Source organism: Micromonospora sp. C28ISP2-4 (assembly GCF_030519385.1).
Taxonomy (GTDB): Bacteria; Actinomycetota; Actinomycetes; order Mycobacteriales; family Micromonosporaceae; genus Micromonospora; species Micromonospora tulbaghiae.
Genome location: NZ_JAUMKG010000001.1, coordinates 968,315 through 990,774, shown reverse-complemented (window position 1 = coordinate 990,774; position 22,460 = coordinate 968,315). Strand labels below are relative to the sequence as shown.

The 22,460-nt window shown below is 72.1% G+C and carries 23 protein-coding genes and 1 tRNA gene; 19 read left to right on the top strand and 5 right to left on the bottom strand.

The genetic code is table 11. From position 1 onward, the window contains the following. The first annotated feature begins 6 nt into the window (after positions 1 to 6). From Q3W68_RS04610 to Q3W68_RS04595, 4 genes are all read left to right on the top strand, one after another. Positions 7 to 960, top strand: coding sequence for a 4-(cytidine 5'-diphospho)-2-C-methyl-D-erythritol kinase (locus Q3W68_RS04610; RefSeq protein WP_302904236.1), 954 nt, complete (start codon positions 7 to 9; stop codon positions 958 to 960). A 65-nt stretch (positions 961 to 1,025) separates the two neighbouring features. Continuing rightward, positions 1,026 to 2,825 carry an ABC-F family ATP-binding cassette domain-containing protein gene (locus tag Q3W68_RS04605; RefSeq protein WP_302904235.1) on the top strand — a complete coding sequence of 600 codons (1,800 nt, stop codon included), beginning with the start codon at positions 1,026 to 1,028 and terminating at the stop codon, positions 2,823 to 2,825. Between the two features lie 97 nt (positions 2,826 to 2,922). Further along, entirely contained in the window at positions 2,923 to 3,378 is a 456-nt protein-coding gene (locus tag Q3W68_RS04600) for a DUF4383 domain-containing protein (protein WP_269702345.1), read from the top strand. 115 nt (positions 3,379 to 3,493) lie between these two features. After that, the gene (locus Q3W68_RS04595; protein WP_302904234.1) at positions 3,494 to 3,967 is read left to right on the top strand and encodes a DUF4383 domain-containing protein; all 474 of its coding nucleotides are present in this window, start codon (positions 3,494 to 3,496) and stop codon (positions 3,965 to 3,967) included. A gap of 4 nt (positions 3,968 to 3,971) precedes the next feature. Here the strand turns inward: Q3W68_RS04595 and Q3W68_RS04590 are convergent, their stop codons facing one another. Further along, positions 3,972 to 4,640 (bottom strand): TetR/AcrR family transcriptional regulator, encoded by a 669-nt coding sequence (locus Q3W68_RS04590; protein WP_302904233.1) that lies wholly within the window; start codon positions 4,638 to 4,640, stop codon positions 3,972 to 3,974. Between the two features lie 72 nt (positions 4,641 to 4,712). Here Q3W68_RS04590 and Q3W68_RS04585 point away from each other — a divergent pair, with 72 nt between their 5' ends. From Q3W68_RS04585 to Q3W68_RS04545, 9 genes are all read left to right on the top strand, one after another. Next, positions 4,713 to 5,573, top strand: coding sequence for a helix-turn-helix domain-containing protein (locus Q3W68_RS04585; RefSeq protein ID WP_302904232.1), 861 nt, complete (start codon positions 4,713 to 4,715; stop codon positions 5,571 to 5,573). A gap of 15 nt (positions 5,574 to 5,588) precedes the next feature. Beyond that, positions 5,589 to 5,660 (top strand) — tRNA-Gln (locus Q3W68_RS04580). Between the two features lie 116 nt (positions 5,661 to 5,776). After that, the gene (gene glmU / locus Q3W68_RS04575) at positions 5,777 to 7,240 is read left to right on the top strand and encodes a bifunctional UDP-N-acetylglucosamine diphosphorylase/glucosamine-1-phosphate N-acetyltransferase GlmU (protein WP_368045721.1); all 1,464 of its coding nucleotides are present in this window, start codon (positions 5,777 to 5,779) and stop codon (positions 7,238 to 7,240) included. Between the two features lie 115 nt (positions 7,241 to 7,355). Beyond that, complete coding sequence (locus tag Q3W68_RS04570; protein ID WP_013283956.1) at positions 7,356 to 8,336, top strand: ribose-phosphate diphosphokinase; 981 nt, start codon at positions 7,356 to 7,358, stop codon at positions 8,334 to 8,336. A gap of 286 nt (positions 8,337 to 8,622) precedes the next feature. Then, a complete protein-coding gene (locus Q3W68_RS04565; protein WP_302904231.1) occupies positions 8,623 to 9,318 on the top strand; it encodes a 50S ribosomal protein L25/general stress protein Ctc in 696 nt (231 codons plus the stop codon). A 100-nt stretch (positions 9,319 to 9,418) separates the two neighbouring features. Next, positions 9,419 to 10,009, top strand: coding sequence for an aminoacyl-tRNA hydrolase (pth, locus tag Q3W68_RS04560; RefSeq protein ID WP_302904230.1), 591 nt, complete (start codon positions 9,419 to 9,421; stop codon positions 10,007 to 10,009). A gap of 66 nt (positions 10,010 to 10,075) precedes the next feature. Next, positions 10,076 to 10,909: an inositol monophosphatase family protein gene (locus Q3W68_RS04555; protein WP_302904229.1), complete on the top strand. Its 834-nt coding sequence runs from the start codon at positions 10,076 to 10,078 to the stop codon at positions 10,907 to 10,909. A 79-nt stretch (positions 10,910 to 10,988) separates the two neighbouring features. Next, positions 10,989 to 11,900: a sulfate adenylyltransferase subunit CysD gene (cysD, locus tag Q3W68_RS04550; RefSeq protein WP_302904228.1), complete on the top strand. Its 912-nt coding sequence runs from the start codon at positions 10,989 to 10,991 to the stop codon at positions 11,898 to 11,900. Beyond that, positions 11,900 to 13,201 (top strand): sulfate adenylyltransferase subunit 1, encoded by a 1,302-nt coding sequence (locus Q3W68_RS04545; RefSeq protein WP_302904227.1) that lies wholly within the window; start codon positions 11,900 to 11,902, stop codon positions 13,199 to 13,201. The genes cysD and Q3W68_RS04545 overlap by 1 nt, the downstream gene beginning before the upstream one ends. Before the next feature lie 98 nt (positions 13,202 to 13,299). On the opposite strand, the gene galK is transcribed toward Q3W68_RS04545, so the two are convergent. Both galK and galE read right to left on the bottom strand, forming a co-directional pair. Beyond that, positions 13,300 to 14,454: a galactokinase gene (gene galK / locus Q3W68_RS04540; RefSeq protein WP_302904226.1), complete on the bottom strand. Its 1,155-nt coding sequence runs from the start codon at positions 14,452 to 14,454 to the stop codon at positions 13,300 to 13,302. Then, positions 14,451 to 15,440 (bottom strand): UDP-glucose 4-epimerase GalE, encoded by a 990-nt coding sequence (gene galE / locus Q3W68_RS04535; RefSeq protein ID WP_302904225.1) that lies wholly within the window; start codon positions 15,438 to 15,440, stop codon positions 14,451 to 14,453. The genes galK and galE overlap by 4 nt, the downstream gene beginning before the upstream one ends. Before the next feature lie 176 nt (positions 15,441 to 15,616). On the opposite strand from galE, the gene Q3W68_RS04530 reads away from it, so the two are divergent. From Q3W68_RS04530 to Q3W68_RS04505, 6 genes are all read left to right on the top strand, one after another. Then, the gene (locus Q3W68_RS04530) at positions 15,617 to 16,633 is read left to right on the top strand and encodes a hemolysin family protein (protein ID WP_302904224.1); all 1,017 of its coding nucleotides are present in this window, start codon (positions 15,617 to 15,619) and stop codon (positions 16,631 to 16,633) included. 33 nt (positions 16,634 to 16,666) lie between these two features. After that, positions 16,667 to 17,692, top strand: a complete 1,026-nt coding sequence (gene trpS, locus Q3W68_RS04525) for a tryptophan--tRNA ligase (protein WP_302904223.1) — start codon at positions 16,667 to 16,669, stop codon at positions 17,690 to 17,692. A gap of 56 nt (positions 17,693 to 17,748) precedes the next feature. Next, complete coding sequence (locus tag Q3W68_RS04520) at positions 17,749 to 18,300, top strand: 2'-5' RNA ligase family protein (RefSeq protein ID WP_302904222.1); 552 nt, start codon at positions 17,749 to 17,751, stop codon at positions 18,298 to 18,300. Positions 18,301 to 18,356: 56 nt separating this feature from the next. Further along, the gene (locus tag Q3W68_RS04515; RefSeq protein WP_302904221.1) at positions 18,357 to 19,298 is read left to right on the top strand and encodes a YihY/virulence factor BrkB family protein; all 942 of its coding nucleotides are present in this window, start codon (positions 18,357 to 18,359) and stop codon (positions 19,296 to 19,298) included. Next, the gene (locus Q3W68_RS04510) at positions 19,295 to 19,669 is read left to right on the top strand and encodes a GntR family transcriptional regulator (RefSeq protein WP_302904220.1); all 375 of its coding nucleotides are present in this window, start codon (positions 19,295 to 19,297) and stop codon (positions 19,667 to 19,669) included. Before Q3W68_RS04515 ends, Q3W68_RS04510 begins: the two co-directional genes overlap by 4 nt. Positions 19,670 to 19,742: 73 nt before the next feature. After that, the gene (locus Q3W68_RS04505) at positions 19,743 to 20,186 is read left to right on the top strand and encodes a hypothetical protein (protein WP_302904219.1); all 444 of its coding nucleotides are present in this window, start codon (positions 19,743 to 19,745) and stop codon (positions 20,184 to 20,186) included. A 6-nt stretch (positions 20,187 to 20,192) separates the two neighbouring features. Here Q3W68_RS04505 and Q3W68_RS04500 read toward each other — a convergent pair whose 3' ends face one another. Further along, entirely contained in the window at positions 20,193 to 20,555 is a 363-nt protein-coding gene (locus Q3W68_RS04500; RefSeq protein WP_302904218.1) for a VOC family protein, read from the bottom strand. A 160-nt stretch (positions 20,556 to 20,715) separates the two neighbouring features. Then, entirely contained in the window at positions 20,716 to 22,350 is a 1,635-nt protein-coding gene (locus Q3W68_RS04495) for a glycoside hydrolase family 13 protein (protein ID WP_302904217.1), read from the bottom strand. Positions 22,351 to 22,460: the final 110 nt, after the last annotated feature.

Here is a 22,460-nt window from a genome sequence, read left to right as displayed (position 1 = left end):
CACCCGGTGACCGAGGCATGGCGACCGGGGGACGAGGACGGGCAGCGGCGCGGGTCCAGCGGCCCGGTCAAGGTGCGGGTGCCCGCCAAGGTCAACCTGCATCTCGGGGTCGGACCACTGCGGCGTGACGGCTACCACGAGCTGAACACCGTCTACCACGCGATCTCCATCTACGACGAGCTGACCGCCCGCCGCGGCGACACGCTGACCCTCACCATGGAGGGCGAGGGCGCCGGCGAGCTGGCGCTGGACGACACCAACCTGGCGCTGCGCGCCGCGCACGCGCTGGCCGGCTACGCGGGCGTCGCCCCGCACGCCCGGCTGCACCTGCGCAAGCAGATCCCGCTCGCCGGCGGGCTCGCCGGCGGCAGCGCCGACGCCGCCGCCGCGCTGGTCGCCTGCGACACGCTCTGGGGCACCGGGCTGTCCCGCGACGAACTCGCCGGCATCGCCGCCGACCTCGGCTCCGACGTGCCGTTCCTGATCCACGGCGGCACCGCGCTCGGCACCGGCCGGGGCGAGGCGGTCAGCCCGGTGCTGGCCCGTCCCACCTCCTGGCACTGGGTGGTGGCGATCGCCGACGGCGGCCTGTCCACCCCGGCCGCCTACCGGGAACTGGACCGGCTGCGCGACGCCGGAGCCGCCGGAACGCCGCTGGGCAGCACCGACGCGCTGCTCGCCGCGCTGCGCCAGCGCGACCCGCGGGTGCTCGCCGCCACACTCGGCAACGACCTCCAGGACGCCGCGCTGACCATGCGCCCCTCACTGGCCGAGACGCTCAAGGCGGGCGAGGCGGCCGGCGCGCTCGCCGGCATCGTCTCCGGCTCCGGACCAACCTGCGTCTTCCTCGCCGCAGGCGAGGCCGACGCGCTCCGGATCGCCGCCGAGATCACCGCCGCCGGGGTGTGCCGGGAGGCCCGCGTCGCGCACGGTCCGGTCGCCGGCGCCCGCGTCGTCTGACGCCCCGTACCCTTGACTCAGGCGTCCCGGGCCCCCGGGACGCCTGAGTCGTGAAGGGTGGGTCAGTGGCCAACATCGTCAACCTGGACCGGGTGTCCAAGGGGTACGGCGCCGCCGGGCCGCTGCTCACCGACGTCTCGCTCGGCCTCAACGACGCCGACCGGGTCGGTGTGGTCGGCCTCAACGGCGCCGGGAAGTCGACGCTGCTGCGGCTGCTCACCCGCACCGAGGAGCCCGACGACGGCCGCGTCACCCACCGCCGCGACCTGCGGGTGGCCTGGTTGCCGCAGCGCCTGGACCTGGCCCCCGAGCTGACCGTGCGGGACGTCGTGCTCGGCACCGCCTGGCTCGGCGAGAGCATGGGCGCCGAGCACGAGTGGGCCGGCGACGCGGGGGTGCGCGCCATCCTCGACGGCCTCGGCATGCCCCACCTCGGCCTGGACACGCCGATCGGCCCGATGTCCGGCGGGGAACGCCGCCGCGTCGCGCTCGCCGCGCTGCTGGTCCGCGACGTCGACCTGCTCGTCCTCGACGAGCCCACCAACCACCTCGACGTCGGCGGCGTCGACTGGCTCGCCCGGCACCTCGTCACCCGCAAGGGCGCGCTCGTCGTGGTCACCCACGACCGCTGGTTCCTGGACGCCGTCTGCACCACCACCTGGGAGGTCGCCGACCAGACCGTCCGGGCGTACGAGGGCGGCTTCGCCGCGTGGACGCTCGCCCGCGTCGAGCGGCAACGCGTCGCCGCCGCCACCGAGGCCCGCCGCCAGAACCTGCTCCGCAAGGAGATCGCCTGGCTGCGCCGGGGCGCACCGGCACGCACCTCCAAGCCCAAGTTCCGCATCGACGCGGCGAACGCGCTCATCGCCGACGTGCCGGAACCCCGCGACACCATGTCGCTGCAACGGCTCGCCACCGCCCGCCTCGGCAAGCAGGTGTACGACCTCGAACACGTCCGGCTGAACGCCGGCCCGAAGGAGATCCTGCACGACACCACCTGGCAGGTCGGCCCCGGCGACCGGGTCGCGATCCTCGGCCGCAACGGCGCCGGCAAGACCACCCTGCTGCGGATGCTCGCCGGGGTGACGAACCCCGACGGCGGGCGCTTCGCCGCCGGGCAGACCGTCCGGCCGGCGTTCCTGTCCCAGGAACTCGCCGAACTCCCCGGGCACCTGCGCGTGCTGGAAGCCGTCGAGGAGGTGGCCCGTCGGGTGCAGTTCGGCGACCGGGAGATCAGCGCCGCCCAGCTCGCCGAGATCTTCGGCTTCGACGACAAGCGGCTCTGGACCCCGGTGAGCGACCTGTCGGGTGGCGAGCGCCGCCGCCTGCAGATGCTGCGGCTGCTCGCCGGGGAGCCGAACGTGCTGCTCCTCGACGAGCCCACCAACGACCTGGACACCGATACGCTCGCCGCACTGGAGGACCTGCTCGACTCGTGGCCCGGCACGATCGTCGTGGCCAGCCACGACCGTTACCTGATCGAGCGGGTCACCGACGTCGCGTACGGCATGTTCGGTGACGGCCGGCTGGTGCACCTGCCCGGCGGCGTCGACGAGTACCTGGCGCGCGCCGCCGCGGCCGGCGGCCCGGCGCCCGCCGACCTCACCCCGGCCACGGCGGCGCCGCCGCGCGAGGGCATGTCAGCAGCAGAGGTACGCGTCGCGAAGAAGGAACTCAACCGGCTGGAACGGCAGATCGCCAAGCTCGAACAGAAGGAGGCGGGCCTGCACGAGCAACTCGCCGCGAACGCCACCGACTACGCCCGGGTCGCCGAGCTGGACGCCCAGCTCAAGGAGGTACGGGCCGAGCGGGACCGCACCGAGGAGACCTGGCTGGCTCTCGCCGAGGAGCTTCCGGCCGGCTGACCTGCCGCCGGGGTGGGGGGTGTGCGGCGTCACTGACCGGCGTACGGGACAATCACCGGTGGAACCCTCGTCCGAACGGTCTTTTGGAGACGCAGAGATGGCCCACACCCCCGTCAACCACCCCGCGCGGCCGATCTACCGGGCGATCGGCGGGCTCGTTGGTCTGTACTTCGTCGTCTTCGGCGGCCTCGGCATCATCGCCAGCGCCGGCAACGACTTCCTCGCCCAGGACGACACCAAGGTCCTCGGCCAGGGCACCAACATGGCGTTCTCGCTGCTGTCGGTGCTGTTCGGCGTCGTGATCCTGGTCGGCACCGCGATCGGCCGCAACCTGGACGTGGCGATCAACCAGTGGCTGGCGTACACGCTGATGGTGATCGGCCTGGCCGCGCTGGCGTTCCTCCAGACCGACGCCAACATCTTCAACTTCTCGATCATGACCGACGTCGTGGTCCTGACCCTGTCGCTGGTGCTCCTGATGGTCGGCATGTACGGCAAGGTCGGCTCCGACGACGAGCACGAGGCCTGGCAGAAGGCCCGCCTGGTGCTCTGATCCCGCCTGACACCGAAGGCCCGGCGCGCTGCGCCGGGCCTTCGGTGTTTTCCGGACGTGAGCGGACACCCCGCGCGACAATTGCCCCGAATCAGTCAGACGACTGGAGGGCATCATGGCGCACTTCCCGGTGAACCACCCCGCGCGGCCGCTCTACCGGGTGCTGTCCGGGCTGATCGGCCTCTACATCCTGGTCTTCGGCGTCTTCGGCGTCTTCCAGACCTGGGGCGAGGGACTGTTCGGCAGGGACAGCGACTGGGCGCTCGGCCTGCGCACCAACCTGGCCTTCTCGCTGGTCTCAGTGGTCTTCGGCGCGGTCCTGCTGGTCGGCGCGTCCCGCCGGGACAACCTCGGCCACTACATGAACCTCACCGCCGGGGTGGTCTTCCTGGTCACCGGCATCCTGATGATGTCGGTGCTCCAGACCTCGGCGAACTTCCTGAACTTCTCGATGTCGACAGTCATCGTGTCGCTGCTGTTCGGGCTGATCCTGCTCGCCACCGGCCTCTACGACACGGTCGGCACACCGGAGCGCGCCGAGGAGGAGCGGCAGCGCCGCTACCACCCGGTCTCCGACAACCACCGCTGACGGGTCAGCCCCGGGGGATCGGGCCCGGCTTCGACTCCAGGTGCGACAACCCGTTCCACGCCAGGTTCACCAGGTGCGCCGCCACCGTCTCCTTGCGCGGCTTGCGCACCTCCAGCCACCAGCGGCCGGTCAGCGCCACCATGCCCACCAGCGCCTGGGAGTAGAGCTCCGCCAGCTTCGGGTCGTACCCCCGGATGGAGAACTCGCCCGCCAGGATGTGCTCCACCTGGTGCGCGACGTCGTTCATCACGCTGCTGAAGTTGCCGGTCGCCGACATCAGCGGCGACTCGCGCACCAGCACCCGGAACCCGCTGGTCTCCTCCTCGATGTAGGTCAGCAGCGTCAGCGCGGCCTGCTCCAGCAGCTCCCGCGGATTGCCCGCGGTCAGCGCCGTGGTGATCCGGTCCAGCAGGGCGCGGACCTCCCGGTCCACCACCACCGCGTAGAGGCCCTCCTTGCCGCCAAAGTGCTCGTAGACCACCGGCTTGGAGACCTTGGCGCGCGCCGCCACCTCCTCGATCGAGGTCGCGTCGAAGCCGCGCTCGGCGAAGATCTGCCGGGCGATCGAGATCAGCTGCTCGCGCCGCTGGGTCGCGGACATCCGCACCCGGGAGGGCTTCGCCGCCGGCGCGGGCCGCCGACTGGCGCGTTCGCTGCCGGAAACGTCGGTCACCCGTCCATCCTGCCAGGCGCGACGCCCGCGGTCAGACCGGTCGCTGTCGTACGCAGGTTCTAATCTGCGCCGGTGACCGACCCCCTCGCCGCCGAGGCGCGGCGCCTGCGCGTGGACGAGCAGCTCTCCGTCGCCGCGATCCGGGCCCGCCTGGGCATCGGCCGCGACCGGGTGTACGCGCTGCTGCGCGGCATCCCGCCACCGGAGTGGACCCGCCGGCCACGTGCCCGGGACGACACCCGTGGCGAGGCCCTGCGGCTGCGGGCGGCGGGCCGGTCGGTCAACCAGATCGCGGCGCAGCTCGGGGTGGCGAAGTCGACCGCATACCAGTGGGTGCGGCACCTGCCGCTGGACCCGGACGACGCGACCGCGCAGCGGCGCCGCGAGCACTCGAAGGCGATGACAGAGGCGCGCTGGAGTGCGTACCGGGAGGCGCGGGACGCCGCCCGGGCCGCGGAGCAGGCCCGCGCCGCCGATGTGGTCGGCGGTCTCGGCGAGCGGGATCTGCTGATGCTGGGCGCGGCGATCTACTGGTGCGAGGGAGCCAAGTCCAAGCCCTGGCGTCGGGCGGTGACGATCCAGTTCGTCAACACCGATCCGGGGTTGCTGGCGGTGTTCCTCCGATTCCTGGAGGTCTGCGGCGTGGACCGGACGGTGCCGACCTATCGCGTGAGCATCCACGAGTCGGCGGACGCCGAGGCCGCGGCGCGCTGGTGGGTGCGGCGACTGCGATTGCCCGCGGAGAGGTTTCGCCGCACGGTGCTCAAGCGGCACAACCCGACGACGGTGCGGCGGAACACCGGCGACACCTATCACGGCTGCCTCGTGATCACCGTGCCCCGCAGCCGCGAGCTCTACTGGCGGATCGAAGGTATGATCGCCGAGCTGTTCCGGATCGCGGACGAGGCGCAGGAGAAAGATGTCAGTCCGTAGGTCTTGACATGGCGATGGGGTGTGGGGTAACGGCAACCCGCAGGCCTTTGGAGCCTTGAGCTCCTGGTTCGAATCCAGGCACCCCAGCTCATTCGTCGGATCGCTCGCGGGCGAACGGCGTTTGTGTGGCCGGATGCGAATTGTGGCGAGCCGCGTGGTTAGCATGACCGCGAGACTGTCGCCGTCCCGACGGGAGCCACGTCGTGTCCCAGCCCCACCTCCGCACCGTTGTCGTGCTCGCCGCCGGTGAGGGCAAGCGGATGAAGTCGTCCCTGCCCAAGGTGCTGCACCCGCTGCTCGGCCGTACCCTGCTCGGTCACGTCCTCGCCGCGGCCGGTCCGCTGGGCGCGGACCGCACGGTGGTCGTGGTCGGCCACGGTGCCGACCAGGTCCGGGAGCACCTGTCCGAGGTCGCCCCCGGTGCCACGCCGGTGCTCCAGGAGCGTCAGCTCGGCACCGGCCACGCGGTCCGCATCGCGCTGGACGCGGTGCCGGACGCGACCGGCACCGTCGTGGTGATCAACGGGGACGTGCCACTGCTGCGGCCGGAGACGGTCCAGGCGCTCGTCGAGGCGCACGAGGACGCCGCCGCGGCGGCGACCGTGCTGGCGGCCGAGGTGCCGGACCCGACCGGGCTGGGCCGGATCGTGCGGGACGTGCAGGGGCAGCTGGAGCAGATCGTCGAGGAGCGCGACGCCACCCCCCAGCAGCGCGCGCTGCGGGAGATCAACGCGGGCATCTACGCGTTCGACGCGGCCCGGCTGCGGGAGGCGCTGGGCAAGCTCTCCACCGACAACGACCAGGGCGAGGAGTACCTGACCGACGTCTTCGCGCTGCTGCGCGACGCCGGCGAGCCGGTGGCTGTGCACTGCGCCGCCGACCACGTGGAGACGCTCGGCTGCAACGACCGGGTCGAGCTGGCCGCACTGCGCCGGCTGCTGCGGGACCGGGTCAACGAGGGCTGGATGCGTACCGGGGTCAGCATCCTCGACCCCCACACCACCTGGATCGACGTGACGGTGACCGTCGAGCGGGACGCGGTGATCGACCAGAACACGCAGCTCCAGGGCGCCACGACGGTCGGCGAGGGCGCGCTCGTCGGCCCGGACACCACGCTCGTCGACACGGTGGTGGGCGCGGGCGCGAGCATCGTGCGCAGCCACGCGCTCGGCGCCGAGGTGGGCCCGCAGGCGAGTGTCGGCCCGTACGCGTACCTGCGGCCGGAGTCGCGGCTGGGCCGCAAGGCGAAGGTCGGCACGTTCGTGGAGACCAAGAAGGCGTCGATCGGTGACGGGTCGAAGGTGCCGCACCTGTCGTACGTGGGCGACGCGACGATCGGCGAGCACAGCAACATCGGCGCGGCGACCGTCTTCGTCAACTACGACGGGGTACGCAAGCACCACACGACCATCGGCAGTCACGCCCGTACCGGAGCGGACAACATGTTCGTGGCGCCGGTGCGGGTGGGCGACGGCGCGTACACCGCCGCGGGTTCGGTGATCACCGGGGACGTGCCGCCGGGCGCGATGGCGGTGGCGCGCGGTCAGCAGCGCAACGTGGAGGGCTGGGTGCTGCGCAAGCGGGCCGGCACGGACGCCGCGGAGGCGGCGCGGCGGGCCGGTGAGGGTGCGTCGGACACGGGCGGCGCCGCAAGCGAAGGTGACTGACTCCACGGCGATCGCCGGGCCGTGGGTGGATCGCTGAACCGGGGGCATACTGCAACCGAACAGTCCCCGGCCCACCGCCGCCGGGTACCACCGACATACGGGAGCAGACGGGCCCATGGGCAGCATCGTCGCCGAAAACCGCAAGAGCCTGATGCTCTTCTCCGGGAGGGGTTTTCCGGAGCTGGCCAAGGAGATCGGTGAGGTGCTCGGCGTCGCGCCGACGCCGGCCGACGCGTACGACTTCGCAAACGGCGAGATCTTCGTACGGTACAAGGATTCGGTCCGTGGTTCGGACGCCTTCGTGGTGCAGTCCGTGACGCACGGCGTGAACACCTGGGTCATGGAGACCCTGATCATGGTCGACGCGTTGAAGCGTGGCTCGGCCAAGCGGATCACAGTGGTGCTGCCGTTCTACCCGTACTCGCGGCAGGACAAGAAGCACCGCGGCCGGGAGCCGATCTCGGCGCGGCTGATCGCCGATCTGCTGAAGACCGCCGGTGCGAACCGGATCCTGACCGTGGACCTGCACACCGCGCAGATCCAGGGCTTCTTCGACGGCCCGGTGGACCACCTGTTCGCGATGGACGTGCTGGCCGAGTACGTGGAGCACAAGTACGCGGGCCGGCCGATGACAGTGGTCGCGCCGGACTCGGGCCGGGTGCGCGTGGCCGAGCGGTGGACCGACCGGCTGGGCGGCTGCCCGCTGGCCTTCATCCACAAGACCCGCGATCCGCTCAAGCCGAACCAGGTGGTGGCGAACCGGGTGGTCGGTGAGGTCGAGGGCCGGGTGTGCCTGATCGTGGACGACATGATCGACACCGGTGGCACGATCACCAAGGCGGCGGACATCCTCAAGGAACAGGGCGCGGCGGAGATCGTGGTCGCCTCGACCCACGCGCTGCTGTCCGACCCGGCGACGGAGCGTCTGAAGAACAGCCCGATCAGCGAGGTCGTGGTGACCAACACGCTGCCGCTGCCGTCGGAGAAGCAGCTGGACAAGCTGACCGTGCTGTCGATCGCCCCGCTGCTGGCCCGGGCGATCCGGGAGGTCTTCGACGACGGTTCGGTGACCACCCTGTTCGGTGGCCTGAGCTGAGCACGCCGGTCCGGTCGCCGGGGAGTCTCCGGCGACCGGGCCGATGCCCTGCGGAGCCGGCCGGGCGGTGATATGGGGGACTGCCGGAGAGCCGGGAATTCCCTCGGGTAGACTGGTGCGGTTGCCACGGCGAGGGTGCCCGGCGGGCTGCTGACAAGCACCGCACGGAGGCGCCGTCATCGACGCGGTGCTCCGGGCGGTCGTTCATGACCCTAGCCCCAGCGAGCCCCTCGCCCCAGCACCGCCAGACGACAAGCCGCCGCAGCGAAGCATCAGGAGTTTCCCCGTGTCCGAGGTAAAGATCAGCGCCGAGCCCCGTACCGAGTTCGGCAAGGGTGGTGCCCGTCGTACCCGCCGGGCCGGCAAGGTGCCCGCCGTGCTGTACGGCCACGGCGAGAAGCCCAAGCACATCGCGCTTCCGTCGCGGGAGTTCGCCGCCGCGATCCGCAAGGGTGGCGCGAACCAGCTGTTCGCGATCGAGGTCAGCGACGGCACCCAGGTGCTGGCGCTGCCGAAGGCGATCCAGCGTGACCCGATCAAGGACACCTTCGAGCACGTGGACCTGCTGCTGGTCCGCCGGGGCGAGAAGGTCACCGTCGAGGTGCCGATCCAGCTGACCGGCGAGGCCGCGAAGGACACCCTGATCGTGCACGACAACGACACGCTGTCGGTGACCGCGGACGCCACCAAGGTGCCGGACCACCTGGAGGCGTCGATCGAGGGCGCCGAGGCCGGCACCCAGATCACCGCCGCCGACGTCCAGCTGCCGGCCGGTGTCGAGCTGGCCGCGGACGCGGACATGCAGGTCGCCTCCGTGACCGCCGCTCCGACCGCCGAGGAGCTCGAGGCCACCCTCCCCGAGGTCGAGGAGGCCACCGAGGAGGCCGAGGCCGAGGCCGGCGAGGAGACCGCCGAGGGTGCCGAGGGCGCTCCGGCCGCCGAGGGCGAGGAGGCTCCGGCCGAGGCGAAGACCGAGGCCTGACCGGTCCGCAAGGCTGTGCGACAGGCGTCCCCGGTTCCCGGGGGCGCCTGTCGGCGTATCGGGACGGCTGGTCGGGCAGGCGAGCGGGAAGGGGCGTCGGGTGACGGACGAGGCGGGACCGTGGCTGGTGGTCGGCCTGGGCAACCCCGGCCGGGAGTACGCGAACAACCGGCACAACGTCGGGTTCATGGTGGCGGACCTGCTGGCGGCCCGGGTGGGCGCGAAGTTCGGGCGGCACAAGCGCGCCATTGCCGAGGCCGCCGAGGGGCGGCTGGGCTTCGGCGGTCCGAAGCTGGTGCTGTTGAAGCCGTTGACCTACATGAACCTCTCCGGTGGTCCGGTGGCGGGGCTGGCGCAGTTCCACAAGATTCCGCCGGCGCACGTGATCGCGGTGCACGACGAGCTGGACATCCCGTACGGGCAGGTGCGGGTGAAGTGCGGCGGCGGCGAGGGCGGGCACAACGGCCTGCGGTCGATGTCGAAGTCGCTCGGCACCAAGGACTACGTGCGGGTGCGGTTCGGCATCGGCCGGCCGCCGGGCCGGCAGGACCCGGCTGACTACGTACTCTCGGATTTCTCCTCGGCGGAGCGCAAGGAGCTGGAGTTCCTGGTGGACCGCGCGGCGGACGTGGTGGAGTCGGTGGTTCTCAAGGGCGTGGAGCCGACGCAGAACCTGTACCACGGGGGTTGACCGGCGGGGCGGAGCCCGGCCGGTAGCCTCGGGGCGGCGGGAGCGAAGGCGGGTGACGGGAGCATCATGGGCAGTCCTCCGATGATCGACGGCGGGTTCGCCCGGTGGCTGGCGTCGCGGGCCGGTCAGGCGCTGACGGCCCTGCGCGCGGAGATGGGCTTCGCCGACGCGGGCGCGCTCCGGTCGGCCGGCGACAAGGTCTCGCACGACCTGATCCGGACCGAGCTGGCGAAGTGGCGGCCGGCGGACGCGGTGCTGTCGGAGGAGGACGAGGGTTCGCGGCTGGGCTGGACGGCGGAGGTGACAGACGCGGCGCTGTCCCGCCTGACCGCGGACCGGGTCTGGATCGTCGACCCGCTCGACGGCACCCGGGAGTACGCGGAGGAGGGGCGCGCGGACTGGGCGGTGCACGTGGCGCTCTGGTCGCGTAACGCGTCGACGCCGCACGGTCTGGTGGCGGGCGCGGTGGCCCTGCCCGCCCAGCACCGGGTGCTCGGCACCGACCATCCGCCGGCGTACCCGCCGATGACTGTGGAGGCGGCCACCGGGGGCGGCGCGCGGGTCATCCGGTTGGCGGCCAGCCGTAGCCGTCCGCCGGTTTTCCTGACCGACCTGGCAGAGGACGTCGGCGCTCATCTGGTTCCGATGGGCTCGGCGGGCGCGAAGATCGCCGCCGTGGTCACCGGTGAGGTCGACGCGTACATCCACGCGGGCGGTCAGTACGAGTGGGATTCGGCCGCTCCGGTCGCTGTGGCGACGGCCACCGGTCTGCATGCTTCCCGGATCGACGGTTCTGCGCTGAAATACAACGGGGCCGACCCGCGTCTACCGGATCTGCTGGTCTGCCGCAAGGATCTCGCGAGTCGGTTGCTTGCAGCGTTGCAGCGGCATTCCGGGTAACCTGAGCGTTCTTCTTCACGAGTCCGACCTGAAAGGTCTGGAATCCGATGTACGGATCCGTGCGAATCGAGTTCGTGTCATGACGTCCCCCGCCGCGTACCAGGTGTCGCACCTCGACGCGCTCGAGGCGGAGAGCATCTTCGTGATGCGCGAGGTCGTCGCCGAGATGGAACGGCCGGTGCTGCTGTTCTCCGGCGGCAAGGACTCGATCGTGATGCTCCGGTTGGCCCAGAAGGCGTTCGCGCCGGCCAACATCCCCTTCCCGGTGATGCACGTGGACACCGGGCACAACTTCCCCGAGGTGCTCGACTACCGCGACCAGCGGGTGGCCGACCTGGGCCTGCAGCTCATCGTGGCGAGCGTGCCGGAGGCGCTGAACAAGGGCCTGGTCCGCGAGTCGGCCGACGGCATGCGCAACCGGATCCAGACCCCGGTGCTGCTGGAGGCGGTGGAGAAGCACCGCTTCGACGCGCTGTTCGGCGGCGCCCGGCGCGACGAGGAGAAGGCGCGGGCCAAGGAGCGGGTGTTCAGCTTCCGCGACGAGTTCGGCCAGTGGGATCCGAAGAACCAGCGTCCGGAGCTGTGGGCGCTCTACAACGGCCGGCACCACCCGGGCGAGTCGATCCGGGTGTTCCCGCTGTCGAACTGGACCGAGCTGGACGTCTGGCACTACATCGCGCGGGAGCAGATCCCGCTGCCGTCGATCTACTACGCGCACGAGCGTGAGGTGATCGAGCGCGACGGCATGCTCTACGCGGTGAACGAGTTCTTCCGGGCCCGCGCCGGTGAGCAGCCGTTCAAGGCCCAGGTGCGGTACCGGACCGTCGGTGACGCCTCCTGCACCGCGGCGGTCCGCTCGGACGCCGACACGGTGGAGAAGGTGATCGAGGAGGTGGCCGCCACGCGGATCACCGAGCGCGGCGCGACCCGCGGTGACGACCGGGTCAGCGAGGCCGCCATGGAGGACCGCAAGCGAGAGGGCTACTTCTGATGAGCGTCGAGACCCTGGCGCCGGCCGAGAGCGAGACCGCACGGCCGATGGACCTGCTGCGGTTCGCCACCGCGGGCAGCGTCGACGACGGCAAGTCGACGTTGATCGGCCGTCTGCTCTACGACACGAAGTCGCTGTTCAGCGACCAGCTCGCCGCCGTCGAGGCGGTCAGCGCCGCCCGGGGTGACGAGTACACGAACCTGGCGCTGCTCACCGACGGCCTGCGCGCCGAGCGGGAGCAGGGCATCACCATCGACGTGGCGTACCGCTACTTCGCCACGCCGCGGCGGAAGTTCATCATCGCCGACACCCCGGGGCACATCCAGTACACCCGGAACATGGTCACCGGCGCCTCCACCGCCGACCTGGCGCTGATCCTGGTGGACGCGCGCAAGGGCCTGGTGGAGCAGTCCCGCCGGCACGCGTTCCTCTGCTCGCTGCTGCGGGTGCCGCACCTGGTCCTGTGTGTGAACAAGATGGACCTGGTGGACTGGTCGCAGGAGGTCTACGAGCGGATCGCGGACGAGTTCACCGCGTTCGCCGCGAAGCTCGACGTGCCGGACCTGACAGTGGTGCCGGTCTCCGCGCTGCAGGGCGACAACATCGTCACCCGCTCGGAGAACATGCCCTGGTACGAAGGCCCGTCGCTGCTGCACCACCTGGAGCGGGTGCACATCGCGTCGGACCGCAACCTGGTCGACGTCCGGTTCCCGGTGCAGTACGTGATCCGGCCGCAGTCCACCACCGTCACCGACTACCGGGGGTACGCCGGTCAGGTGGCGTCGGGCGTGCTCAAGCCGGGCGACGAGGTGATGGTGCTGCCGTCGGGCTTCACCAGCCGGATCGCCGCGGTGGAGACCGCCGACGGCCCGGTGGACGAGGCGTTCCCGCCGATGTCGGTGACGGTCCGGCTGACCGACGAGCTGGACATCTCCCGCGGCGACATGATCTGCCGGCCGAACAACGCCCCGATGGCCGTGCAGGACATCGAGGCGATGGTCTGCTGGATGGACGAGACCAGCCCGTTGCGGGTCGGCGGCAAGTACGCGATCAAGCACACGACCCGTTCGGCGCGGGCGATCGTGCGCGGGCTGCACTACCGGCTGGACATCAACTCGCTGCACCGCGACGAGACGGCCGCCGAGCTGAAGCTCAACGAGATCGGCCGGGTCCGGCTGCGGACCACGGTTCCGCTGCTCGCCGACGAGTACCGCCGTAACCGCACCACCGGCGGTTTCGTGATCATCGACGAGTCGACGAACCGTACGGTCGGCGCCGGCATGATCGTCGAGGCCGGCTGACCCCTGCGTGTAAGGAAGGGCCCCTTGTTAACAGTGAGTTGTTAACAAGGGGCCCTTCCTCTACCGCAGGCGTTAATAAGGGGCCCTTCCTTACACCCTCACCCCAGGCGGGTGACGCCGCCGGCCGGGAGCACCGTGAGCGTGCCGGGGGCGGTGAGGCCGTCCCGGGCGTACGCCTCGGTGACGGCGTCGGCCACCGCGTCGGCGGCGCCGGCGTCGACCAGGGCGAGCACGCAGCCGCCGAAGCCGCCACCGGTCATCCGCGCGCCGTACGCCCCGGCGGACAGCGCCGCCTCCACCGCGGTGTCGATCTCCGGCACGGTGATCTCGAAGTCGTCGCGCATGGAGGCGTGCGAGGCGGTCAGCAGCGGGCCGGTGTCGCGGACCCGCCCGGCGCGCAGCAGCGCGACGGTGTCGAGCACCCGCTGGTTCTCGGTCACCACGTGCCGTACCCGGCGGCGGGTCTCGTCGTCGTCGAGGCGGGCCAGCGCGGCGTCCAGGTCGGCGACGTCGACGTCGCGCAGCGCGGTCACCCCGAGCGTCGCGGCGGCCCGCTCACAGCTGCGGCGGCGGGCTGCGTACTCGCCGTCCGCGTGCCGGTGCGGTGCCCGGCTGTCGATCACCAGCACGGCCAGCCCGGCGCCGTCGAGGTCGAACGGGATCTGCTCGACCTCCTCGGTGCGGCAGTCGAGGAACAGCGCGTGCCCGGCCCGGCCGCGGATGACCGCGGACTGGTCCATGATCCCGGTGGGCGCGCCGACGTAGTCGTTCTCGGCCCGCTGGGCGAGCCGCGGCCACCGTCCGGCGGGCAGGCCGAGGCCGCCGAGGTCGACCAGTGCGGCCAGCACCGCCGATTCGATGGCGGCCGACGAGGAGAGCCCGGAGCCGACGGGCACGTCGGAGGCGACGGCGAGCCGCGCGCCGGGGACGTCGTGGCCGTCGGCGCGCAGCGCCCACACCACCCCGGCCACGTAGGCGGCCCAGCCGTCGACCCGGCCGGGTTCGTCGGCCTCCGCCGGGCCGAACTCGACCGGCTCGTCGTCCAGCTCCGACCAGACGGTCCAGCGTCCGTCGGGGGCGGGCGCGGCGGCGACCACGGTACGCAGCGGCAGCGCGAAGGGCAGCACGAAGCCGTCGTTGTAGTCGGTGTGCTCGCCGATCAGGTTGACCCGGCCGGGAGCCGCCCAGCGGCCCGCGGGCTCGGCACCGTACCGCTGCCGGAAGCCGGCCGTGGCGCGGTCGGCGACGTTCATGAGTGCTGTCCCCCGGCGACGTGTTCGCGGTAGAACGCCCAGGCGTCGCCGACCATGTCGTGCAGGGTCGGCTTGGCCGGCGTCCAGCCCAGCTCGTCGCGGGCCAGCGCGGAGGACGCGACCAGCTCGGCCGGGTCGCCCTCGCGGCGGGCGGCCACCTCGACCGGCACCGGGTGCCCGGTGACCTCGCGGACCACGTCGACGACCTGCCGGTTGGTGAAGCCGTTGCCGTTGCCCAGGTTGTAGATCCGGTGCCGGCCGGGCGTGGCCGCGTCCAGCGCGAGCAGGTGGGCGCGGGCCAGGTCCTCGACGTGGATGTAGTCGCGGACGCAGGTGCCGTCGACGGTGGGGTAGTCGTCGCCGAAGAGCTGCAGCTTGTCCCGCCGCCCGGCGGCCACGTCGAGCGCGATCGGGATGAGGTGGGTCTCCGGGTCGTGCCGCTCGCCGATGGCCAGCCCGTCGCGCAGGTACGCCCCGGCGACGTTGAAGTAGCGCAGCGAGACGGCGGCCAGGTCGTGCGCGATCGCCTCGGAGGTGAGCACCATGTCGACGGCCAGCTTGGTGGCGCCGTAGGTGCTGGTGGGGGCCTTGACGGCGGTCTCCGGGATGGGCAGCTCGGTGGGGTTGCCGTAGACGGCGGCGGTGGAGGAGAAGACCATCCGCGGCACCCGGGCGGCGCGGACCGCGTCGATGAGCGCGATCGAGCCGACCGTGTTCGTGTGCCAGTACAGCTCGGGGCGGATCATCGACTCGCCGGCGGCGATCAGGGCGGCGAAGTGCAGCACACCGTCGAACCCGGCGTCGGGGGTGAGCACCCGGGCGGCCTCGTGCACGGGCAACTCGACGTGGGTGGCGTCGGGGGCGAGGGCTTCCCGGTGACCGGTGCGCAGGTCGTCCAGCACGGTCACCTGGTGGCCGTGGTCGAGCAGCATCCGGGTCACCACGCTGCCGATGTAGCCGGCGCCGCCGGTGACGAGCAGTTTCACGTCGGTCCTCCTGCCTGGGCCGCGTCCCGCGGCGGCCGTCCCGCGATCACCCTACGGCCGAGGGCCGGGTCGCGGCTGTCGAGTTGAGCCCGCCTCCATTCCATCATAATCCTTCACGATTGAACAGATCCGAACATCGGCCCGAGTGCGGGGTAGTCGCTGTCTACCATCGCCTCATGCGGGAGGGTGGTGGTCCCGGGCCCCGGCGGCGACCGTCGGGGCGGCCCCGACGCGAACCCGGCCCGCTGGCCCGCACCGTGGCCCGTCTCGTGGTGCGCGGCGCCGACGGCGCCACCCGCCTGGTCACCGCGCTGCTCGGGGCCAGCCCCACCGCCGGGCGGGAACGGATCAGCGAGGCCGAACTGCGTGACCTGGTCGCCGCGAACACGCTGCTCGACCCGGACGAACGGCGGATCATCGACGAGGTGCTGGTCGCCGGTGCCCGGCTCGTCCGCGAGGTGATGGTGCCCCGCACCGAGGTGGTCTTCCTCAGCGCGGCGCTCCCGCTGGCCAAGGCCCAGCGGCTGGTCCGGGCCGACCCGCACACCCGCTACCCCGTGGTCGACGGCACCCACGACGACGTGGTCGGCATGGTGCACCTGCGGGACGTGCTGCTGCGCCCGGAAGCGGACCGGCCGCTGCTCGTCGGCGACCTGATCCGGGAGGTGAAGCGCCTGCCGGACAGCAAACGCGTGCTGGCGGCGCTCACCGAGATGCGCCGGGAGGGCCACCACCTGGCCGTCGTCGTCGACGAGTACGGCGGCACCGCCGGCATCGTCACCTGCGAGGACCTGGTCGAGGAACTGGTCGGTGAGATCCGGGACGACGAGCACGGCCCGCTCGAACCGGAACCCGCCGGCCTGCCCGCAGTCGTCGACGGCCGGCTCAACCTGACCGACTTCGCCGAGCGCACCGGGGTGCCGCTGCCCGCCGGGCCGTACGAGACGGTGGGCGGGTTCGTGATGGCCGCCCTGGGCCGGCTGCCGGTGGCCGGCGACGAGGTGCCGGTGGCTGTCGACCCGGCCACCGGATCGGTCCCCGCCGATCCGGCCGGCTGGCTGCTGCGGGTGCTCACACTCGACGGCCGGCGGGTGTCCCGCCTGGCGGTCTCCGCGGCACGGCTGCCCGAGCCCCGACGTGAGGTGAACGGTCCGCTTCCGCCCGTACCCGCCCGATCCACCGGCCCGTCATGACGGACGCCGGGGCTTGCTGACAGAATTGCCGCCATGTCCGACGTACCCGCCCGCCCGCGCGTCTTCTCCGGCATCCAGCCGACGGCCGACTCGTTCCACCTCGGCAACTACCTGGGCGCGCTGCGGCACTGGGTGGCGTTGCAGGACAGCCATGACGCCTACTACTGCGTGGTCGACCTGCACGCGATCACCGCGGGGCACGACCCGAAGGTGCTCAAGCGCCGTAGCCGGGTGGCCGCCGCGCAGTTGTTCGCGCTCGGCCTGGACCCGGAGCGCAGCACGCTGTTCGTGCAGTCGCAGGTGCCCGAGCACTCGCAACTGGCATGGGTGCTCGGCTGCATCACCGGTTTCGGCGAGGCCGGCCGGATGACCCAGTTCAAGGACAAGTCGCAGAAGCAGGGCAGCGAGCGGGCCAGCGTCGGCCTGTTCACGTACCCGATCCTCCAGGCCGCCGACATCCTGCTCTACCAGGCGAACGCGGTGCCGGTCGGCGAGGACCAGCGGCAGCACCTCGAACTCTCCCGCGACCTCGCGCAGCGGTTCAACTCGCTGTTCGGCCGCACCTTCACCGTGCCCTCCCCGCACATCGTGAAGGACACCGCGAAGATCACCGACCTCCAGGATCCGACGGCCAAGATGTCGAAGTCGTCGTCCTCCCCGGCCGGCATCATCGACCTGCTGGAGGATCCCGCCCGCTCGGCCAAGAAGATCCGCTCGGCGGTCACCGACACCGGCCGCGAGATCGTCTTCGACGCCGAGGGCAAGCCGGGCATCACCAACCTGCTCACGATCTACTCCGCGCTCTCCGGCCGGAGCATCGACGACCTGGTCGCCGCGTACGACGGCAAGGGCTACGGCGACCTGAAGAAGGACCTCGCCGAGGTGGTGCGGGAGTTCGTCACGCCGATCCAGGAACGCACCAACGCCTACCTGAACGACCCGGCCCAGCTCGACAAGCTGCTCGTGCGGGGCGCCGAGAAGGCCCGGGCGGTGGCCGCCCGGACGCTGCGGGACGCGTACGAGCGGGTCGGCTTCTTCCCGCCGGTGCGGTTCGAGTAACGGCCCGGACGGGCGGGAACGGGTGACGCAGCCGGTGGCCGGAGGGATGGCGCGACGTGGCGGGCAGTGACACGGCGCCGGGCGGCGCGGACACGATCCAGATCGGGATCGCGGTCGACGTCCCCGAGCCCTGGGGCGGGATGCTCACCCGCCGCCGGGTCGAGGCCGGCGACCCGCTCGCCGTCCCCGCGCACGTCACCCTCCTCGGGCCCACCGAGATCCCGGTACGCGCGCTGCCCGCCGTCGAGGAGCACCTCGCCCGGGTCGCCGCCGCGCACCTGCCGTTCACGCTGCACCTGCGCGGCACCGGCACGTTCCGCCCGGTCACCCAGGTGGTGTTCGTGGCGGTGGCGGCCGGGATCAGCGAGTGCGAACTGCTGGCCGCCGCGATCAACTCGGCCCCCGAGCTGCGGCGCGAGCTCCGCTTCCCGTACCACCCGCACGTCACCGTGGCGCAGGACGTGCCGCCCGAGGTGCTCGACAAGGCGTACGAGGACCTGGCCGACTTCTCCGCGTTGTTCCAGGTGGAGGCGTTCACGCTGTTCTCGCACAGCGGGGCGACCCGGTGGCAGCCCCGCCGCGACTTCCGGCTCGGCGGCCGGAGCTGAACATCCGACCGGCCGGGCCACCTCCACCACGGGCGGAGATCGGCGAGGATGACGGGGTGAACGTCTTCGGCCGGATCGAGGCGGCGGTGGGGCGCCGCATCGACGCGGCCCGGGGCCGCTCGTCGGCCTTCGACCACGTATGGCTGGCCGGGACGCTCTACGCCGACCTGCTCGCCGGGCGGCTCGCCGCCGCCATCGCGTACTACGGCTTCTTCGCCGTGTTCGCGCTCGCGCTCGTCGCGTACTGGGTCTTCGGCGCGGTGCTGCGCGACAACGAGGAGGTCAGCCGCGCGGCGGCCGACTTCCTGGAGGAGAACCTGCCCTTCCTCGACCCGGCGCTGATCGCCGAGAGCAGTGGCACAGTCGGCGTGATCGGCCTGGTCATCCTGGTCTTCACCGGCATCGCCTGGGTGGAGGCGATCCGCTCCTCGCAACGGCTGATGTACGGCTTCAACCAGCAGCCGGGCAACCTGGTGGTGCGGCGCCTGGTCGACCTGGGCGTGCTGGTCGCGGTCTTCGTGCTGCTGTTCGTCTCGGTCGCCGCCGTGGACGCGCTGGAGTCGCTGCTGCGCTTCCTGCTGCGCAGCACCGGCTCGGTGGGCCTGACCACCGTCAGCGCGGTGCTGAGCGTGCTCGTCAACGCCGTGCTCGCCTCCGCGCTGCTGCTCGCAGTGCCGCGGCTGCGGATGAGCCGGCGCCGGCTGCGCCCGGCGGTGCTGACCGTCGCCGTCGGGATCACCCTGCTCAACACCGTCGGGCGCTACTACGTGGTACGCACCGAGCGGAACCCCGCGTACACGGTGGTCGCCACCGCCGTGGGCCTGCTGCTCTACCTCTACCTGCTCAACCAGCTGGTGCTCTTCGGCGCCGCGCTGGCCGCCACCAGCCGGTACGGCCGGGTGGTGGACCTGGCCGAGGGCGGTGCCCGGGAGGTGGACGTGGAGGCGGACGTGCTCGACGAGGAGACCGAACCGGGAACACCGGGGGGAGCGGGATGAACGCGCGGATCCGGATCGACGCGGAGTCGGCGGTGCCGCCGTACGAGCAGGTGCGGGCGCAGTTCGCCGCACGTATCGGTGACGGGCGGCTGCCGGTGGGCACCCGGCTTCCGGCGGTGCGGCAGCTCGCCGCCGACCTGGGGCTGGCGGTGAACACGGTGGCGCGGGCGTACCGGGAGCTGGAGGGCGCCGGGCTGGTGGAGACGCGCGGCCGGCACGGCACAGTGGTGGCCCCCGGCCGGGACGACGCCACCGACCGGCTGCAGCGGGCCGCGGCCGAGTACGCCGCCGAGGCGCGTCGCCTGGGCGTCCCGGCGGAGCGGGCGGTCGCGCTGGTCCGTGCGGCGCTGGACGCCGGTACGCGTGGCTGAGCGTGGTCCCCGAAGCGGGGAGAGTCCGATGTTTGCGTTCCCCGGGCCGGCGCGCGACGACAATGATGTGCCTGTGGGCGCACTCGTGACTCTGGACCTGCCGGACGACTCCCCGATCCGGGGCCTGCCGTGGATCATCACGTTCGGCCCGCTCGGCGCCGAGGACGACTGGGAGCCGGTGGTCTGCGGCCCGTACGAGCGACCGCACGCGCTGGCGCTGGCCGAAGCGGTGGTGGCCGACGAGCACCTGATGGCGGTGGTGGAGCCGCTGCTGCCGGCGCTCACGCCCGAGGAGATCCGCAGCGAGATCGCCGCCGCGCAGATCGCCGCCGAGGACGAGGCGGCGCAGGCCGACCAGGCGGATCTCTACGGCGACTTCGAGGACGTCATCGACGAGGAGCTGGAACTGGCCGCCGAGCGCGAGCCGGAGCCCGAGCCGGCGAAGGCGCCCGACCGGGAGGAGATCCGGGCCGGGTTCGCCCGGATCGCCGCGCTGCTCACCGCCAAGGGCGGCTGAGGACGCTCAGCGCGGCGGCCCGTCGAGCACGCAGAACTCGTTGTCCTCCGGGTCGACGAGCACCACGAAGCCCTCCGCGCCGGTCTGCCCGACGTCGGCGCGTCGCGCCCCGAGTCCGAGCAGCCGGTCGACCTCGGCGGCCTGGCCGCCGTCGGCGACCAGATCCAGGTGTAGCCGGTTCTTGCCGGGCTTCGGTGTGCCGCAGCCCTGCAACCAGACGGTCGGTCCGGGCCGGTCCGGCGGTGGATAGAGCTTCGCGTTGCCGTCGTCGCCCTGGGAGACGGTGTAGCCGAGGGCGGCCGACCAGAACCGCGCCATCAGGTCCAGGTCGGTGACGTCGAGGGTGTATTGCGCCACGTGTGCGGTCATCCCCCGGTGGTACCCCGTGCTCCCCGATGGACACCGGCCCCCCGGGAGCGCAGTCCCGAGGGGCCGGGGCACCTCACCCCCCACCACAAGGGGTCGGCAGCCCAGCCGCCCGTCGGCGCGGGGCACAACGGACGGCCAGGTCGTTGGCGGGTTACCCGGCTCAGCGCCGTTCGAACCACGCAGCCGCGTCCACCGGCAGGACGTACCCGTCGCCCCGCTCGGTGAGGTCGGCGCTGGCGACGAGCGGGCGGCCGTAGCCGCTCACCGTCACGTCGGCGCCGCTGATGTTCACCACGCAGGTCACCTGGGCGTCGCCGGCGGTGCGGCGGAACGCCAGGACGCCGGGCTCGGTCTCCAGCCAGGTGATGCCGTCCAGGCCGGCCAGCGCCGGGTGCTCGTGCCGGATGCGCAGCGCCGTCCGGTACAGCTCCAGCGTCGACCCGGCCGCACCGGTCTGGGCGGCCACCGACAACGACCGCCAGGTCGCCGGCGCCGGCAGCCAGCTCAGCTCGCTGCCGTCCGGCCCGAAGCCGTACGGGGGCAGCTCGCCGCCCCACGGGATCGGCACGCGGCAGCCGTCCCGGCTCTCCCCGGTACGCCGGAACGCGGGGTCCTGACGCAGCTCGTCGGGGAGGTCCAGCACCTCCGGCAGGCCCAGTTCCTCGCCCTGGTAGACGTACGCGCAGCCGGGCAGCGCGAACATCAGCAGCGCGGCGGCGCGGGCGCGGCGCAGACCGACCTCGCCGTCGCCGTACCGGGTGACGTGCCGCTGCCGGTCGTGGTTGGAGAGCACCCAGGTGGTCGGCGCGCCCACGATCGTGGACTCGGCCAGCGCGGTGTCGATCACCTTGCGGAACGAGTCGGCCGACCAGGTGGCGTCGAGGAAGTCGAAGCTGAACGCCTGGTGCAGCTCGTCCGGGCCGATGTAGCGGGCGAGCCGCTGCGGGGTCTCGGCCCACGCCTCGGCGACCGCCATCCGGCCACCGGGGTAGCTGTCCAGGATCGGCCGCCAGGCGCGGTAGATGTCGTGCACCTCGTCCTGGTCGAAGTACGGCAGCCGGCCCTTGCCCAGCAGCTCGGACTGGCGCTGGCCGGTGGTCATCGAGTTGAAGCCGACGTCCGGCAGGCCCTCGGCCTTGATCATCCCGTGCGCCACGTCGATCCGGAAGCCGTCCACGCCCCGGTCCAGCCAGAAGCGCAGCACGTCCTCGAACTCGGCCCGCACCTCCGGGTGGCGCCAGTTCAGGTCGGGCTGGGCCGGGTCGAACAGGTGCAGGTACCACTGGCCGTCGACCACGCGCGTCCATGCCGGGCCGCCGAAGATGCTCTCCCAGTCGTTCGGCGGCAGCTCGCCCTGCTCGCCCTTGCCGTCGGCGAACAGGTAGCGCTCACGCTCCGGCGAACCGGGTCCGGCGGCGAGCGCCGCGGTGAACCACGGGTGCGCGCTGGAGGTGTGGTTCGGCACCATGTCGACGATGATGCGCAGGCCGAGCGCGTGCGCGTCGGTGATCATCTCGTCGAAGTCGGTCAGGTTGCCGAACAGCGGGTCGACATCGCGGTAGTCAGCCACGTCGTAGCCGGCGTCGACCTGCGGCGAGGTGTAGAACGGCGTCAGCCAGAGCGCGTCCACGCCGAGGTCGCGCAGGTACGGCAGGCGCTGCCGGATGCCCTGGAGGTCACCCACACCGTCGGCGTTCGCGTCGGCGAAGCTGCGGACGTACACCTGGTAGACGACAGCGGACCGCCACCAGTCGTCGTCGGTGGTGCGTGGGGTGGTGCTGGGGGCGGAGGTCATCGCTGTCGATCCCGTTCTGTGGCGGCTTCTGGTGCGGCGCAGGGTGTCTGAGCAGAATGCCGCCCTTGCACTGCAAGAGTCAAGCATTCCTTGCGCAAGAAATGACAGCC